General features: G+C 35.5%; 21 protein-coding genes. 2 read left to right on the top strand and 19 right to left on the bottom strand.

Going from position 1 to position 15,895, the window contains the following annotated elements; genetic code table 11:
- Positions 1-63 precede the first annotated feature (63 nt).
- The 16 genes from M3196_RS10125 to yneA form a co-directional block, all read right to left on the bottom strand.
- Entirely contained in the window at positions 64-417 is a 354-nt protein-coding gene (locus M3196_RS10125) for a hypothetical protein (protein WP_251322170.1), read from the bottom strand.
- An 84-nt stretch (positions 418-501) separates the two neighbouring features.
- Positions 502-765: a hypothetical protein gene (locus M3196_RS10130; protein WP_251322171.1), complete on the bottom strand. Its 264-nt coding sequence runs from the start codon at positions 763-765 to the stop codon at positions 502-504.
- Positions 766-1,068: 303 nt separating this feature from the next.
- The gene (locus M3196_RS10135; protein ID WP_251322172.1) at positions 1,069-1,218 is read right to left on the bottom strand and encodes a hypothetical protein; all 150 of its coding nucleotides are present in this window, start codon (positions 1,216-1,218) and stop codon (positions 1,069-1,071) included.
- A gap of 84 nt (positions 1,219-1,302) precedes the next feature.
- The gene (locus tag M3196_RS10140) at positions 1,303-2,247 is read right to left on the bottom strand and encodes a hypothetical protein (RefSeq protein WP_251322173.1); all 945 of its coding nucleotides are present in this window, start codon (positions 2,245-2,247) and stop codon (positions 1,303-1,305) included.
- Between the two features lie 38 nt (positions 2,248-2,285).
- Positions 2,286-2,891, bottom strand: a complete 606-nt coding sequence (locus tag M3196_RS10145) for a hypothetical protein (RefSeq protein WP_251322174.1) — start codon at positions 2,889-2,891, stop codon at positions 2,286-2,288.
- A 45-nt stretch (positions 2,892-2,936) separates the two neighbouring features.
- Positions 2,937-3,143, bottom strand: a complete 207-nt coding sequence (locus M3196_RS10150) for a hypothetical protein (RefSeq protein ID WP_338082942.1) — start codon at positions 3,141-3,143, stop codon at positions 2,937-2,939.
- A gap of 133 nt (positions 3,144-3,276) precedes the next feature.
- Positions 3,277-3,486, bottom strand: a complete 210-nt coding sequence (locus M3196_RS10155; protein ID WP_251322175.1) for a hypothetical protein — start codon at positions 3,484-3,486, stop codon at positions 3,277-3,279.
- 70 nt (positions 3,487-3,556) lie between these two features.
- Positions 3,557-4,360, bottom strand: a complete 804-nt coding sequence (locus M3196_RS10160; RefSeq protein WP_251322176.1) for an AlbA family DNA-binding domain-containing protein — start codon at positions 4,358-4,360, stop codon at positions 3,557-3,559.
- A gap of 660 nt (positions 4,361-5,020) precedes the next feature.
- Positions 5,021-5,929: a tyrosine-type recombinase/integrase gene (locus M3196_RS10165; protein ID WP_251322177.1), complete on the bottom strand. Its 909-nt coding sequence runs from the start codon at positions 5,927-5,929 to the stop codon at positions 5,021-5,023.
- Positions 5,930-6,117: 188 nt separating this feature from the next.
- Positions 6,118-6,336, bottom strand: coding sequence for a YneF family protein (locus M3196_RS10170; RefSeq protein ID WP_251322178.1), 219 nt, complete (start codon positions 6,334-6,336; stop codon positions 6,118-6,120).
- Positions 6,337-6,414: 78 nt separating this feature from the next.
- Complete coding sequence (sirA, locus tag M3196_RS10175) at positions 6,415-6,855, bottom strand: sporulation inhibitor of replication protein SirA (RefSeq protein ID WP_251322179.1); 441 nt, start codon at positions 6,853-6,855, stop codon at positions 6,415-6,417.
- A 151-nt stretch (positions 6,856-7,006) separates the two neighbouring features.
- Entirely contained in the window at positions 7,007-9,010 is a 2,004-nt protein-coding gene (gene tkt / locus M3196_RS10180) for a transketolase (RefSeq protein ID WP_425310991.1), read from the bottom strand.
- Positions 9,011-9,185: 175 nt separating this feature from the next.
- Entirely contained in the window at positions 9,186-9,470 is a 285-nt protein-coding gene (locus tag M3196_RS10185) for a HesB/YadR/YfhF family protein (protein WP_251322181.1), read from the bottom strand.
- A gap of 105 nt (positions 9,471-9,575) precedes the next feature.
- Positions 9,576-9,815 (bottom strand): DUF896 domain-containing protein, encoded by a 240-nt coding sequence (locus tag M3196_RS10190; RefSeq protein WP_251322182.1) that lies wholly within the window; start codon positions 9,813-9,815, stop codon positions 9,576-9,578.
- Between the two features lie 61 nt (positions 9,816-9,876).
- Complete coding sequence (locus tag M3196_RS10195; protein WP_251322183.1) at positions 9,877-10,521, bottom strand: YneB family resolvase-like protein; 645 nt, start codon at positions 10,519-10,521, stop codon at positions 9,877-9,879.
- Positions 10,522-10,537: 16 nt separating this feature from the next.
- Positions 10,538-10,804, bottom strand: coding sequence for a cell division suppressor protein YneA (yneA, locus tag M3196_RS10200; protein WP_251322185.1), 267 nt, complete (start codon positions 10,802-10,804; stop codon positions 10,538-10,540).
- 159 nt (positions 10,805-10,963) lie between these two features.
- Between yneA and lexA the strand changes: the two genes are divergently transcribed.
- Positions 10,964-11,578, top strand: coding sequence for a transcriptional repressor LexA (lexA, locus tag M3196_RS10205; protein WP_251322186.1), 615 nt, complete (start codon positions 10,964-10,966; stop codon positions 11,576-11,578).
- Positions 11,579-12,002: 424 nt separating this feature from the next.
- Here lexA and M3196_RS10210 read toward each other — a convergent pair whose 3' ends face one another.
- Positions 12,003-12,467, bottom strand: a complete 465-nt coding sequence (locus tag M3196_RS10210) for a phage tail protein (RefSeq protein ID WP_251322187.1) — start codon at positions 12,465-12,467, stop codon at positions 12,003-12,005.
- A gap of 19 nt (positions 12,468-12,486) precedes the next feature.
- Positions 12,487-12,966 carry a GyrI-like domain-containing protein gene (locus M3196_RS10215; protein ID WP_251322188.1) on the bottom strand — a complete coding sequence of 160 codons (480 nt, stop codon included), beginning with the start codon at positions 12,964-12,966 and terminating at the stop codon, positions 12,487-12,489.
- Positions 12,967-13,069: 103 nt separating this feature from the next.
- Between M3196_RS10215 and M3196_RS10220 the strand changes: the two genes are divergently transcribed.
- On the top strand, positions 13,070-14,032 hold the full coding sequence (locus M3196_RS10220) for a helix-turn-helix transcriptional regulator (protein WP_251322189.1): 963 nt from the start codon (positions 13,070-13,072) through the stop codon (positions 14,030-14,032).
- Positions 14,033-14,307: 275 nt separating this feature from the next.
- On the opposite strand, the gene ltrA is transcribed toward M3196_RS10220, so the two are convergent.
- Positions 14,308-15,636, bottom strand: a complete 1,329-nt coding sequence (ltrA, locus tag M3196_RS10225) for a group II intron reverse transcriptase/maturase (protein ID WP_251322190.1) — start codon at positions 15,634-15,636, stop codon at positions 14,308-14,310.
- Positions 15,637-15,895: the final 259 nt, after the last annotated feature.

The raw sequence follows: 15,895 nt of genomic DNA on the forward strand, positions 1-15,895 counted from the left end.
ATCATAAAAAATTCCCCATCCTTGATCATTATCTGTCTACACTCCAAGTTGTTTTTGAGATAATTATCCGTTATTATTGGGGAATTTCACACCGTTGTTATTAGGGATTTTACCACCGTTGTTTTCACATTGTGCAAGCAGATCAGTAATTAGTAATTGAATAGCGTTATTGTAAACATTGTTGTTACTCCTGCTTCCCTCACTTTTACCTCGATTATCGATTTTTTCTTTTGGAACTTGATACATTTCTTCAATAATGAAACTATGACCAGACCTGGTATATTTACAATATCTAGCTATTTCTTTATACTGTGCCTCTTTACTGTCCTTGCCATTCTTAATTGGTATTCCTAATTCACTGCATAGTACTTTATAATTCTTAAATGTTTGACCTGGTTGTAACTTTTCAACTTTCATTTATCTATCAATCTTCCTTTTTAAAGTTATTCTTAGGGGGGGACAAAATTTAATCCCCCAAGTTACCCTATGTATTAATCAATTTCACAAACTTTGTTTTATGATATGTTGTTCTATTTCCTCGAAAAGTTTTTCGTATGTATGTTTTAGATCATCTGGAATTTCTTTAGTGCATATTCTACTTTCCATAATCTTTTCTCCTTTACCGTCAACATAAAGAAAAAGTTCTTGAAAAAAGCCGTCTATCATTTGTAAAACATAAGTATTAATAACACCGTATACTTCTGCATTAAAGCCGAAACCTCCAACACCGATATCGTAAACCTTATTTTTATCAATTTTGTACATAATCTCACCCCTTTCAATTCTCTATAAAATGAGGGATTTAAACAGAAATATATTTTAGTAATTTGCTTTCAATAGATTCACATTAAAACCACTCCCTTCAAAAATAATGTTTGACCTTTAATCGAACCTTAGTTATAATGAACTTAGGTTATTAATATAGGATAATTCTGTCCAAAAATTAGATACACTCCTTAATATAACACGCTATATACATCTTTGTATAGCGTTTTTTGGATTTTTTTATATTAAATTTTCCATAAGAAAAACCACTATTTTTATAGTGGTTGGAATCAATCATTAGTATTATTTAGTTACAACCTCTTTGATCTTATCCTCTTTCTTCTTATACTCATCCTGTAGGGCTTGTACATCATCAGAATCTAAAAATTCATTATACTGATCTAGTTCTTGTGCATAATTATTGTTTAACTCTTCACCGTCTCTTATCACCATATAACCCCCTTTAAGTTACTTTAATCATATGGTAACATCACGAGTAGTTGAACTTAATAATACAATCCCACTATCAACAAGGGATTATGGAACATTTATATAAAATGTCTCTCCTCGTTCCTCAAAACTTAATCCTAAAATGCGAAAAAGTTTTATTGACACATTTCCTAAATCATATAATTCGCGAACGTCATTCCAGCCATCCGGATACTTATTAAATAGGTTATTTAATACTTCTCCTAAGTCATCCCAAATCTCTTTTGTGTAATTCTGTATTATAAAATCTTTGAGTGAATTAATTTTACTTTCAAAATGTATATCTGTAATATCATAATCTTTAATTCCGTGTATGTATCCCCAGAAAGTACCTAACATTTTTAATAAGTATGTTATCCCTTCTTCTACTTGATAATAGAGTTTTCCTATATCATGATGAAACCTATATGCTAATTTATCCTTTCCTGAATTTGTTTTAACTTGAGGTATTAAAGTTTCCAGATGTTGAGTGATCGTATCAAAATTCGAAAGTGTGTTAGCACAAAGTCTTGAAACAATATATTCACACCATACACTTTCTGCTAAAACATTCATCATATGCCTTAGTTGGTGAATGTCTTTACCTGCTTTTCCTTCTTCAGTGAAAATTGATTCTTTAATAGTATCATCATGTACATGACAAAATTCATGATGTATGTAATGAGTACAAAAACCACTTGACTCCTCAATGAAAAGTCCTTTAACAATTCTCGCATCTAACATAACTGTATATAAGTAACGATTTTCCTCTTTCCTTCTTAACACTTTTCCTATGGCTAAACCATATTCTCCATGGGTAGGTTTAATCTTTTTTAGCTTGTTAAGCTCTTGGTATTCCTCAATTGCTTTTGCAAAATCATCCGCTATTGTTATACACTCTAACGATGTCAACTCTAAATCCTTACAGTACTCTTGCAAAATAAATAATAATTTATTACTAATGCTAGGTATTTCTGTCTCTTGGAATACTGATGAGATTATCTTGAGCTCCATATCTTTACTCCTTTCTTTATATTTTAGAATCCACTACTTTATTTGTTCAAACCTGTTTTAAACAAAGAATCTAATGTATCAGTTTCTTTAGATTTAAGATCTGAAAAATCTTTCTCAAACTGAAGCCTAATAATTACTAATTTACTCCTATGTAGCATTACATCCACAAGTTGAATTCTAGGAGAACAAGCTTCCAAAAGTTGATTTTTATATTGAACACTATCAATTTTTTGAATTTCAGAACTAAGCCATTCTTGAAATTCTAAAGTTTCAATTAACCATCCGTGAAACGTTTTAACTAAAGCCTTTTGTTCTTCGGTATAAAATGTACTTTCTATTTTAACAACTTCACTGTCTTTTAATTTAAAACAATCAAGAAGTAATAAACTAAGACTATCCTTTTCTGTTTGACTAATGTTTATTTGATTGATTGAGTTGTAAATATCTTTTTCTGTTTCCAATAAAGTAATTAAAATATTTACTAAATATATTTGGGATATACTTCTGTCATATTCTTTCCGTGATTTGTTCTTCATCCTGAAAATAATTAGATTAAGAAATACACCTAAAACTAGCAATAAAACTGAAATACTTAGAATTTTTTCGGTAGGTATATTTGAAAAAATTTTGATTATTTGATCCATGTTTATAGGATACCCCTCATGTTAGATGTACAATGGTTATATGTTTTAATACTCACTAGCTCTATAGCCAGCTTCTTCAGCTTCTTCTTCTGTACAGAACCACTCTTCAGCATCTGTTACATCATAATATCTTCCACCTGGTACATGATAGATTAATTCACCATTGTAAGTTGTTTGATTACCTTTAATCTCTGGATCTTCACATGATGTCTCATTCCCACTAACCTTTAACGAATCATTTTGATTTAACATGTTGAAACAAACTATCGCTAATATTACTGCTAAACCTATTACAATTAAATTTTTCATCCCCATAGTAAACCATCCCTTAATGAATTTGAATACATTACCATTATAGGATATTTTTTGATTTTTAGGGTAGGTTTTAACCTGTAATATAATTAGATTGTAAAAGCCTTTCTACTAATCCTCTAACATTTAATTCCCCATACTCTCTTGCAATACCAACACCCTCAATGTAATGCTCTTTATATCGTCCTTGTGCTTTTCTCTCTGCCATTATCTTCTTATAATACTCTAATTTCTCAAGGTTACGTTCGTACTCAGTTTTTCTAAGTTGTATTTTCTTATCCATGTAATTACTCTCCTCTTCATTAAAATTAAAAGCCACTCAACATAAGAGTGACTTTTACCATTTGTAGTTTTTATTCTATATTAGAAACTTCTAATACCATTTCAATTTTACGTTTCTTTTTCTCGATCATATTTGCAATGAATTCGTCAAGTTCTTCTTCTGGATAAAACTGATTTTTAATTTCTTGAGTACTGCCTCCAAACATATTATCTAAAGGTGATAACATTTGGCTCCAGTAGCTTCCTACAGTTATTGTTTTATTTATAGATTTATAAAGCACTTTCAGCTGAGAAATATGCTCTTTAAGATCCAATTCAGACAAACTATCAAACTGTTCAATTAACCTTAATTTAAATATTTTTTCCAAATCATCATTTGTAGCTGTTTCTATTGATGTATTTTTCCTAATGTAAATCTTACCTGTATCAATGTTATTGGATGTTTTTTTTGCTATGAAAGGGCTATATCTATATTGTTTGGGTATGTTGAATATTATAAATGTCTTACCACTGAAATCTCCATATCTTTCATCATCTTTGTATGAAAGCACTTGGTGATGAACAACTAATTGATTTGGTAAATAACTGTTTAGCTTTCGCTGGAAGTCTGTAGGATCTCTAATTTCCTCTTGATTCAAACCTATTGGGGTATTATCATCACTCACTCCAAATATAACGTTTCCTCCCCCATTATTTGCAAAAGCAATGCATAGCTTTGCTATTGAATCCTCTTTAATAAGCTTCTCTTTAAAATCAAGGTCATTACTCTCTCCATAAACGTTATCCAATAAGTTTTGAAGTGTTACTACATCAAATTTTTTCACTTTATCATCATAAGTATTTAGAAAATCTTGGGAATAAATATTATTATACATTCGAACCTCCAGTCAGTCTTTATCTTCAATTCTAATTTTAATTTTATATTTATGGAATCAAATTGACAATTTTTTTAAATAACCCTTGACCGAATGGGGTTTGAATTGGCTGAATGGTGGGTTTAGGTCTGGAAACGTATGGAGACAGGCTATTCCCCTATACTCACAAATCAAAATAATGAAAAGTGAGCTAGGAGAAGTAAAGCCATCATACTGAATGTACGGGATAGCCTGGTATCCGCTGTATGACCCTTCTGTGACCCTTAGCTTTCGCTAATCTGAACTTTCTACATGTAATACTGCCCCTACATGCGTAATTCTGTTCAAATACCCTAGCACCATAATGCTAACAGTAACCGCCCGATCCTTTAATGGTAGATCTCACCTAGACTTGTACATGACACAGAAGGATGCCACTTGTGTACAACGCTGAATTTTATGCGAATGCTTCAGCCTAACATGACGATGGTTATTTATAGTCGATTTATCGGCTACCTCGACTGGAATACCTTACTTAAATCTTTGCATAGCAAATAATCTATCAATAGTTGAATTTTTCTTTAAAAACAACTACAATAGCTGTAAGGGATTCCGTATTAAGTTACGGGATATATGTGTTGAAGACAGAGTGCGGGAACACTCTGTTTTTTTTGTACATTTTTACTTTCTAAGATTCATTAAAGGACTACTGGCTATTGCCTTATCTAATAATTGTTGATTACTCATAGATGATAAGTAAATCTGTGTTGTATTAACTTCAGAATGACCTAACAAAAGACTTAAACTGTGCAGATCCAACCGTTCTAAACTCTTCAAAGCGTAGAAGTGACGGAATAAATGAGGATGAATTTTCTTGTCTTTAATTCCAGCTCTTTTTGCTGCTAACCTCGTTATGTTGTATAACCCCACGTGACTTAATTCATCACCTGTGTATGAAAGAAAGTAATTATCTGATTTCACCAGTCTCTCACTGAAATACAGTTTTTTAAGTCGCTCAAACTTAATTAATATCTTTTTTAATATTGGACTAATTGACAGTAACCGTTCTTTATTTCCCTTACCTGTAACCAATATTGTAGAGTCTCTCACATTCGCTGTAAGAAGAGTTCTAACCTCGATAGACCTAAGACCTAGATCAGCTAAACAAGCGATTATCGCCTTATTACGAGCTTCCACATAGCTTTTATAACTAAAAGAATCTATCATAGCTTGTATTTCATCTACACTTAATCCTTGTTTAACTTTTTTCGTTACTTTTGGAATCTCTACTTTGTCCATAGGATTAACAGAGAGATAACCCTCTTCTTTTACACACCAATTAAAAAAAGCTTTAATTAACTTACATTTAGCGACTATACTTACAGGTTTTAATCCTTCTTGCTGTTTACCTCTTATGTAGGATTTTAGATCATGTTCTGTAACACTTTCTAAAAGGGTTATACCTCGTTTTTCCTTTAGGAATTTTAATAAATGGTTGTACTCTTGACGTTTATTAATCATTGTTTTTGGTGTGAAGTTTCTAGCCTGACAGTGGTACAAATACTCTTCTAAAACTTCTTCTAATTGCAAAATAAAAAAACCACCTCTCTCTATGAATTGGTTAAGAATTCAATAGAAAAAAGTGGTTTATTCTTCGTTTTTGAATGATTAAGCAAAAATCACTCGTTTTGATGGAGAAAGATTAAGTCTACAGTGTTGTAATAACTTAATTCTTTCTAAATTGAAGTGCTGAAAACCCTTGATATATAAGGCTTTTCTTACTTCATTTGTTTGTTCATAGCCTGCATCATTTGATTGATTTTCTTTTGAGAAGGCTTTTGACCCATCTGCATCATCATCACACGCAACATATTTTCATTTATCGGTGGATTTTTTTGTAAATAACTCATCATATACTTGCGGGCAATAAAAAATCCGATCGCAACGCCTGCAATCAGGGATAATGCACACACAAGGATTACCATACCAGTACCCATTGTTAAAACTTCCTCCTTCGTGTTGTCTAGAACTAGTTTACTACAAGTTATAGGTTACATACAACATTTGATAGCGATTTATGTTGCATATACCATATTCAATTTGAACGGGGAAAGCCAGCCATATTTTCTTTCTCCATAATCCATTGCTAAAAAATATGGCTCAAATTGCCTCAGCGCTTCAAACATGACCGTTTCTGCTTCAAAATTTCCTATGCTGTATAGATGGAGGTAACTATCATTCAGTTCAAGACGAACTGTGCTATTTTTACATTGAAGTTTGTAAGACTCACTCTCGAACCTCCAATTATACTTCTCACGGAGCTGCTGCCAAAAGTGTTCCTCGAGCTGAGACACAGAGATGGAAGCGGTTATGTAACGGATCTGTTTGGCTAAAATTTGCTTAGGAATGCCAGATGTCCGCTGTTCCTCATAAAACAATTGAAACAGTTTATTCTCTTTACCATAGTAGGAATGAGCAACTTCTTTTGTTATTAAATAAATATAAAATTCCCTCATGAAAAAGCTCCTCTCCAACTTCTTTGCTGAAAGTATATCCAAAAGCTGAAGAAAAGCTTGTCTAAAAAACAGAGTGAAACAAAACTTTTTTTGTCGAAAAACAAAGAAAAGAAGGTTTTCAAATGAAAACCTTCTTTTTTGCGTCATCTTTTTACTTGCTAAGCATTTCCTTAACACGTTTTACAACATTTTCAGGAGTGAAACCATATTCTTTTTGAATCACTTCACCTGGTGCAGATGCCCCAAATGTATCAATAGCTAAAGTTTCTCCCTCAAGCCCCACATATTTATGCCAGCCTAATGAAGCACCCATTTCGATCGCTAATCGTTTTGTAACATTTTTAGGTAGTACAGAGTCTTTATATTCCTGATCTTGTTTTTCAAAGCTTTCCCATGAAGGCATTGAAACAACAGAAGCAGAAATCCCTTCTTCTTTCAGAAGTTCTTGAGCTTCTACTGCTAAGCTGACTTCAGATCCAGCAGATAGGAGAAGTACCTCTGCATCTGTTTCAGAAGGAGACACAACATAAGCCCCGCGTCTAACCCCTTCATATGCTTTTTCCTTTGTATTTTTTAAGATAGGAAGATCTTGTCGGCTTAGAACCAATGCTGTAGGCTGATCTTTGCTCTCAATTGCAATCTTCCATGCTGCATTCGACTCATACCCATCTGCAGGACGGATCAGGTTAAGATTCGGCATTGCACGAAGGGATGCCAGCTGTTCAACAGGCTCATGTGTAGGACCATCTTCCCCAACCATTACGCTATCATGTGTTAATACATAGGTTACAGGCAGACCCATTAATGCAGATAAGCGGATAGCTGGGCGCACATAATCTGAGAATACAAAGAATGTTCCTCCGAACACTTTAAGACCGCCATGCAAAGCCATACCGTTTAAAGCAGATCCCATTGCAAATTCGCGAACTCCAAACCAGATGTTACGTCCGCTGTAATCGTTTCGGCTGAAGTTAACTTCACCTTCTAAAAGTGTTTTATTTGAACCAGCTAAATCAGCAGATCCGCCAAAAATAGCCGGAACATTTTTAGCAAGTACATTTAACGCTTTTCCAGCAGAAGATCGAGTCGCGATCGCTTTTTCAAACTCAGGCATATTCTGATCCCAATTCTCAGGCAGTTTTCCAGAAATAGCTTCTTGAAGTTCACGTGCCAATTCAGGAAAATCTTCCGAATAAGCCTTGAATTTCTCATTCCACTCATCTTCTTTGGATTGTCCTTCACTCTTCAGCTGATCAAAATGAGATTTTACTTCCTCAGGAACATGAAAATCTTTTTCAAACGTCCATTTATAAGCTTCCTTCGTTAGTAAAATTTCCTCTTTCCCTAGCGGAGCTCCGTGTGAAGCAGATTTACCGGACTTATTTGGAGAACCGTGTCCGATTACTGTTTTCACTTCGATTAGTGTTGGTTTATTTAATTCTTCACGTGCTTCTGCCAATGCTTTTTCAATTTCTTCTAAGTTTGTACCATCTTCTACGAATAAGACTTGCCAGCCGTATGCTTCAAATCTTTTCTGTACATTCTCCGAGAAAGAATGGTGCAAGTCCCCATCTAATGAGATGTCATTTGAATCATAAAGTACGATCATTCTACCTAATCCAAGATGTCCAGCTAATGAGGCAGCCTCAGCAGATACACCTTCCATAAGGTCACCGTCTCCACAGATAGAATACGTAAAGTGATCGATGACATCAAACCCATCACGATTATATTTAGCAGCTAAGTGACGTTCAGCCATAGCCATACCTACAGCCATTGCGATACCTTGTCCAAGAGGACCTGTCGTCGCTTCAACCCCAACTGTATGACCGTATTCCGGATGTCCTGGAGTCTTACTGCCCCATTGTCTGAATTCTTTTAGATCATCAATCGTTAAGCCATAACCGCTTAAGTGAAGCAAGCTATATAAAAGCATGGAACCATGGCCCGCAGATAAAACAAATCGGTCGCGATTAAACCATTCTGGATTCGAAGGATTATGGTTCATAAACTTCGTCCATAGGCTGTATGCCATAGGCGCTGCACCCATCGGCATTCCTGGATGGCCCGAATTCGCCTTTTCTATGCTGTCGATCGATAATGTTCTGATTGTATTAATTGCTAATTCATCAATATTACGTGACAAAAAAATCATCCCTTCATATGTACTAAACAGTTTTGACTTTCATAATAAACGTTCATGTCCAATTAGACAAGATAAACACTTTAATAACTATTGTTATTTTGCCTTTACCCTCTTCAGTTCATACAAAAACCGCCTGAACTATTCCAACTCGGAAGGTTGTTATAGTACAGACGGTCTCATTTATTTAAGCTAATCCTGGTATATGACAAGAGAAATAGTCTGTTTTTTCGTCATAATCAAGTTTCATATTTTCTGCAAACCATTTTTCTTCGGATCGCACAAAAAATCTTACACCTTCTACTTCTTGAATATAATCATTTTCATCCGGTACTGCAGGTGTCACACCAAGTGAAAAGCCCCCTGAGTCTCCACTTCCTGCATATTTCACGAATAGTCTCAATCCCTCTTTTGCTCCTAATTCTATATCCTTATAAAGATTAGCTGCCGCACTTGTTATTGAAAAAGTCAAAATATTCTCTCCCTTCATTGTTGTTATATAACAGTATATACTAATCTATATTTATTGCAACAGAAAAAAATGCCTATTTGCAGTTATGCAAATAAGCATTTTGTATTAGTGTTTAAGGTTATTTTTATTATCCTTGCTTCTTTTTAATTTTTCAGGTGTTACATCATTGCCGTTCGGATCTACAAATGTAACTCCATGCAAATCCTGTACAAACGATTTTCTGAAAACGGCTAAATACTCTTCTCTTAATTTTTTTTGTTCCGCTTTTTCAGCCTGTGTTAATTCTGTTTGTTTTGATTTTCTGGATAGTTCATTAATTCTCTGCACTTTATCTTTAGATAACATCTATAAAAACTCCCTTTTAAATACTCTTTCATTATATCCTACATGAGAAGAAAAGGAATTTCTAGTTATCCGTGTTTTCCATATATTCTCTATATCTCCTATGGACAGTAGCTTTTGAAATTTCATAACCAAGACCTCTGAGGGTTATGGCTATATCATGAAATGTCAGCTTCATATTTTTTAACCGGACAATTTCTAATATAGGCACTTCTTTCTTTTCACGGCCTCCATTGGACATGTTTTTCAGATTCCTTTGTGGTTTATAGCCGTCTTCAACAGCTTTTCTCATGCCGCGCTTAATTTTCATATTGTGAAGTTTACGCTGGTATTCTTCAACGGTAGCAACAATGTCCAATACCATTTCATCTGCTTCTGTTAAAGTATATTCTCCGTTATGGGATAAAGTATATACTTTTATATTATATTTAATCAGCTGATGGAGGATTGCCATCTTTGCCTTGCCCCTGCCTAAACGAGTGTCGTCTTGGACTAGCAAGTATTGAAAATCCCCATCCCTTGCCATATCTAAAATGCGTAAAAGCTCGTTACGATCCAGTGAATAGCCGCTTGCTTTTTCTGTTATACACTGCACAATGTCTAGTTCGAAGTGGTGCGCCAGTTTTAAAAGTTCTGCTTTTTGTCTATCGATTGAAGTTGTTTGCTCTTCTTTCTCAGTGCTCACTCTGCAGTAAATTATTGCTTTCATTGATAAGACCCGCTTTTTATTTATTAACTGGAATTATTACTTTTTGACCTGGAAAAACCGCTGATGCATTTACACTGTTCTTCTGTTCAACCCATTTTATAAACTCCCAGTTGGAATAATGATGCTTTGCATTATACTCTTCAGAAAGGCTCCAAAGAGAATCTCCTTCTTCAATCGTTACTTCTATATATTGAGTATCTTGTGATGCCAGATTAGATAAAGTAAAAAATATCCCGCCGATTAATCCTAAAAATACAATAACATGCAATGTTCCCTGTTTCATTGTTTTTCCCCTTTCAACAAACGCTTGTTCGTATTTCTTGTATTAATAATAACTGGAACATTTGTTCGGTGTCAACTATTTTTTCGAACTTATGTTTGTATCTCTGAGAGTGCCATGCTATACTTTTTATAGATAAAAAATCTGGTGAGGTGCTTAAAAATGACTAAGTTATCCAGACGGCAATTGGATATTCTAGCTTTTATAAAAGAAGAAGTTTCACAAAAAGGCTATCCTCCTTCCGTTAGAGAAATCGGTGAGGCTGTTGGACTTGCTTCGAGTTCTACTGTTCATGGACATTTGGCAAGACTTGAAAAGAAAGGGCTTATACGCAGAGATCCGACAAAACCAAGAGCAATTGAAGTGTTAGGGTTAGAAGATAATATACCTTCTGTCAGATCAGTATCGATTCCGGTAATCGGTAAAGTAACTGCAGGGCTTCCTATCAGTGCTGTAGAGAATGTTGAAGAATATTTCCCTTTGCCTGAACACATTGTCGGGGACGAAAACGTATTTATGCTTTCTGTAGTTGGAGACAGTATGATTGAAGCTGGTATATTCAACAAAGACTTGGTTGTTGTAAAACAGCAGCCGACTGCGAATAATGGAGATATAATCGTGGCGATGACTGATGAAGATGAAGCAACAGTAAAACGCTTCTTTAAAGAAAAGAATCACATCCGTCTTCAGCCTGAGAACTCTTCTATGGAGCCGATCATTCTTCAAAGCTGTACGATCCTAGGTAAAGTTATCGGAGTTTACAGAAGTATACATTAATAGACAAGCAAGCTGTGAAGGAACAGCTTGCTTGTCTATTTTCAAAAAAGACACTGAGATTCAATTTTTTCAAATAAATTAGATTCGACAATTTGATTGAAGCGTTTATTTTGCTAGAGTCCTCTAAATAATTCTAAACCTAATAAATTCGTTTCAAACTATCTCACATCGTTAGCTGTTGCAAATCCTTTACTTGTTGTTACTGGATTCCATAATCTGCCCCCACCTGCGATACGGTACTTATTAATTTCTCATATCTTGAAAAGGATGCCAGATAGAAAAACCCCTGAAGCCAATGGCGTCAGGGGTTTTTTAGGTTTTCATATATTCTGTGGTAAAGGTTATTTTAAAAAACGAATTGACTTAAATCACTGTTAAAATTAGTAGTAAAGTAAAAAAAGAAGACCAAACGCTTTTGCTTACTTTAATATTCTCCTTTAATTACAAAGAACGACCCCCGGATGATTCCAGCGAGTTTTGACTTTTGCCTAGCAAACTTAAATTTGCCTTCTAACTCCTCTGGTATCTCCATCCCCTCAGAAAGCTTAAAACCCACTGCCCGCTTCTTGGGATCATCAACCGTATACATGACGTTGACCACAAGCCCATCCTCATAAAAGACGTAGGCAAATTTTATATTTGCCACTTGAAACCTCGATGTTTCCAACGGTTTGGCGGCAAACTCAATATCACGTTCTTCCTTTAAAATCCGGTTCACATAATCAAGTGTCTTCTGGCTTTCGCTTGCTGGTACAACCGTAAACTCGTGTTGGTATTTGTTCATAAAGTAACGGGCTTCATTTGCACGTAAACCAGCAAGCGCTTCTGCGGCAGGTGAAGACTCTAAACCTGCGGCAGACACATTTTTAAAATCCACGATACAGGACAATGCCATTTCCTCCTTTTTATTATTTCCTGACAACCGGAATCCACATTTCACCATAGATCATGCCGTTACGATGCTCCATCTCAACACTTGCATTTGGTCCGCCAACATAGGCAACATTCTTTACTTCTGGCAGGACTTTACCGAAGGCAACTGCAGCAAGCTTGTTATTCAAATCATCAGCCGTTTTTCCTTCCCCTTTAACAACTACGTAATCTCCCTTAGGAAATTGGATTACTCTCGCTTCTTCTGGTGCCGGTTCCTCTGTCATGACACCAGCATAATGCATCATCTTGTTATTTACCGCTTCGTTCACAGCAAAAACGAAGTCATTGGCTGCCATAGATTTTAAAGCAGTCAGCCTTCCATCTTGGCTGACTGCTTGCCAAAAGTCGGACTTTTCCTTGTTTATGCCTGCATAGTCTGTGTAATCACTCTTTAGCTCTGTTCCAAGACCTATCACGGTAAAGCCTTCTTTTTCTTCTAGCGTATAATTCGCCATTTACCATACCTCTTTTCTACATTTTTTTATTTTGTATTATTTTCTTGATAGGTATATCATAATCTTAAATCATGTCAAAAAACGGTACTATTTAGGAGCTCTCATGAAAAAAGTTGAACGGATCAATATCATCATGCGGTATATCAACAACCGTGCCCGCTTTACAATTTCTGAAATCATGCGGGAGTTTAACATCTCCCGTTCAACAGCCATTAGAGATATAAGGGAAATTGAGACCATGGGGATGCCACTTGTCGCTGAGGTTGGAAGGGATGGGGGTTATTTTGTCATGCACAACTCCGTCCTGCCCGATGTTCGCTTTACCAACAATGAGGTCAAAGCATTGTTTATTGCCTTTATGGCCACAAGAAACCTGCAGCTTCCTTACCTAAAGAGCCGTCAGTCTTTAGCTGAAAAATTATTGGGCCTCATCTCTGAAAATCAGCAGGATGACCTTGTTCTTTTAAATCAAATTTTGCTTTTTGAAGGGACCAATCCACATAACCCCGATCTGCTTGATCTGTCTGACCTCCCACATCCCATGTTAGAAACACTTATCCAAACTCTTCTTATAGATAGCTATCTATTCATTACCATCCAAGAAGAGAAGGAAACAAAGTCATATCCGATTTATCTCCTGCACCTTTATCGTGAAAAAAGCGCTTGGCTGATCGAAGGCTTTGACTTAAGAGAAGAGAAAAAGAAGATCATTCCTGTCGACCATCTCACCGATGTCAAACCCTATCCAGCGAAAAAAAGAGTCAGCAGGAAAAAGATCTTAGAAAAACTAAGCAAGCAGGAACAAGCCCTCAATCTTGTCCTTGAGCTTGGTCCAAAAGCGATCGCCCAGTTTAAAAAATACCATCCTTTAAAGATTTCAATTTCCTATACGAATCCATACCAAACCACAGCCATTCTAAAGACTTTTATCAATGTGAATAAGCCCGAAGAACTGACTGAAATAACCAATTGGCTGCTTTTTCTAGGTAGAGATGTCAAGGTCATGGAAATGCCAGAAGAAGTCTTAAAAGGTTTACATGAGAGATTATGCATATACAGCCTTTAAGCATAAACTTTTCCTGACAAAACAAAAAAACGGCTAACTTTAGCCCTTAACCCTAATTGAGAAATGTTATAAAGAACAAAATGCTTTATCATCTACGCCTCCCAATAATAATCTTATAACACACTTACCTCTCCTTTAGTTCATTAAAAAGTGCACATTTCCTTCTTGAAGAAGTCGAGTAGAACGGAGCCTTTCTACCTTACGGTAATTGTACTCCATCCCCTCACAGAACCGTGCTTGCACTATTAATGCACACGGCTCCTCCTAGTCATCATTCACAGAATGTAGCTAATCTCTTTTCTTAATTCATATATATTCACTTTAATTCTTGGTGAAGGTAGTGGATGTTTATCAAGAAATAGTTTGAATTTATCCCATGTAAAGGATTTCCTTTGACTTCTTCTATTGAGCCATTTAAACAGTAAGTTCTCGATTTTGTCTTTGAAGTTGCTAACATTTTTGGCATTATCAGTGACGCAATAATAGTTGTAATATCCTATAAGCGAGCGTCTAAATCTGTCCATGATCCTATGAATATCCTTATTTCTATTCTTCTTCAGCCATTCTTTAGACTCTTTTAATTTACCTTGGACTTTCTTTCTGCTCGATTTCCGTTTCACCCGAAATTTCCCTTGTTTACTTTTCCCACAATAGTGTGTAAAGCCTAGAAAATCAAAGGTTGCTGGTTTACTATTTCCCTTTTGCTTTTCATATTTTTCGGCAAACCGCCCGAAGGGAATAATTTTGGTTTTATCCTCGGCAATTTCCAAGTTAAATTTCTTTAATCTACATTTTAATGATTGGAAGAATTCCTGAGCTTCGTTCTGATGTTGAAAACAGCACACAAAATCATCTGCATACCTTACTATATATGCCTGTCCCTTGCATTGTTTCTTGACCTTTTTCTCAAACCATAAGTCAAGGACATAATGGAGATACACATTGGCTAGTACCGGAGATATTACTCCACCTTGCGGTGTGCCATTGTCTGTTTTGTATTTCTTACCTTCCTCCATGTATCCACCTTTAAGAAACCTACCAATTATTCTTAGTAGGTTAGGGTCAGTGATTCGCAGTTTTAAGAACTCCATCATCCACTTGTGGTCAACGTTGTCAAAGAATCCTTTAATATCGACATCTACTACATAATTTACTGACCTCTTTTCAATATAGAAGTTCAGTATTTTCAAAGCATCATGGCAACTACGGTTTGGGCGGAATCCAAAGGAACAGTCTAGAAAATCATTTTCATAGATGGTATTTATTATCTTCGTAATGCCTTTTTGAACAACCTTGTCTTCATGTTCCGGTATTCCTAGTGGTCTTTTCTTGTTTGAATTGAGCTTTGGAATATACATTCTCCTTACTGGAACAGGACGATAGCTTTTGCTTTTAAGTCTTCTTACTAATTCCTCTATATTTTCTTCTAAACTTTCACTGTATTGCTCTTTAGTCGTACCTTTAATCCCGGTTGCCTTCTTGTTGGGTAATTCGTGATGACATTGAGTTAGTGCTTCATTGTTTAATAAATGTGCAAGAGATGTAAATTTCATTTTAGGATCAGACTTTGCTAATTCTGCTATCCTTAGTAGTTTTGTTTCCATTTAGTATACCTACCTCTGTGTGTAGTAAATGTGTCCCTAGTAAGGGTGATAACTGGTAGCAGCCTTTCCTCCATCGGCATTACCCAACTTCATTGGTACTACGCTGCTATCCGACTCCCTACATCGACATTTGGTTTCCTTGCTTATTATCGCTTGTACACCATACTCTTCTAAAAAAAAGAAAAGACCGGTAGGGTCTCCCGAGTTGCCGTATCATATCAATGTATAACGTGCCAAGGTCTCTGACTCCAGAGAGGTT

The sequence above is a fragment of the Fictibacillus nanhaiensis genome, assembly GCF_023715445.1.
GTDB lineage: Bacteria > Bacillota > Bacilli > Bacillales > Fictibacillaceae > Fictibacillus > Fictibacillus nanhaiensis_D.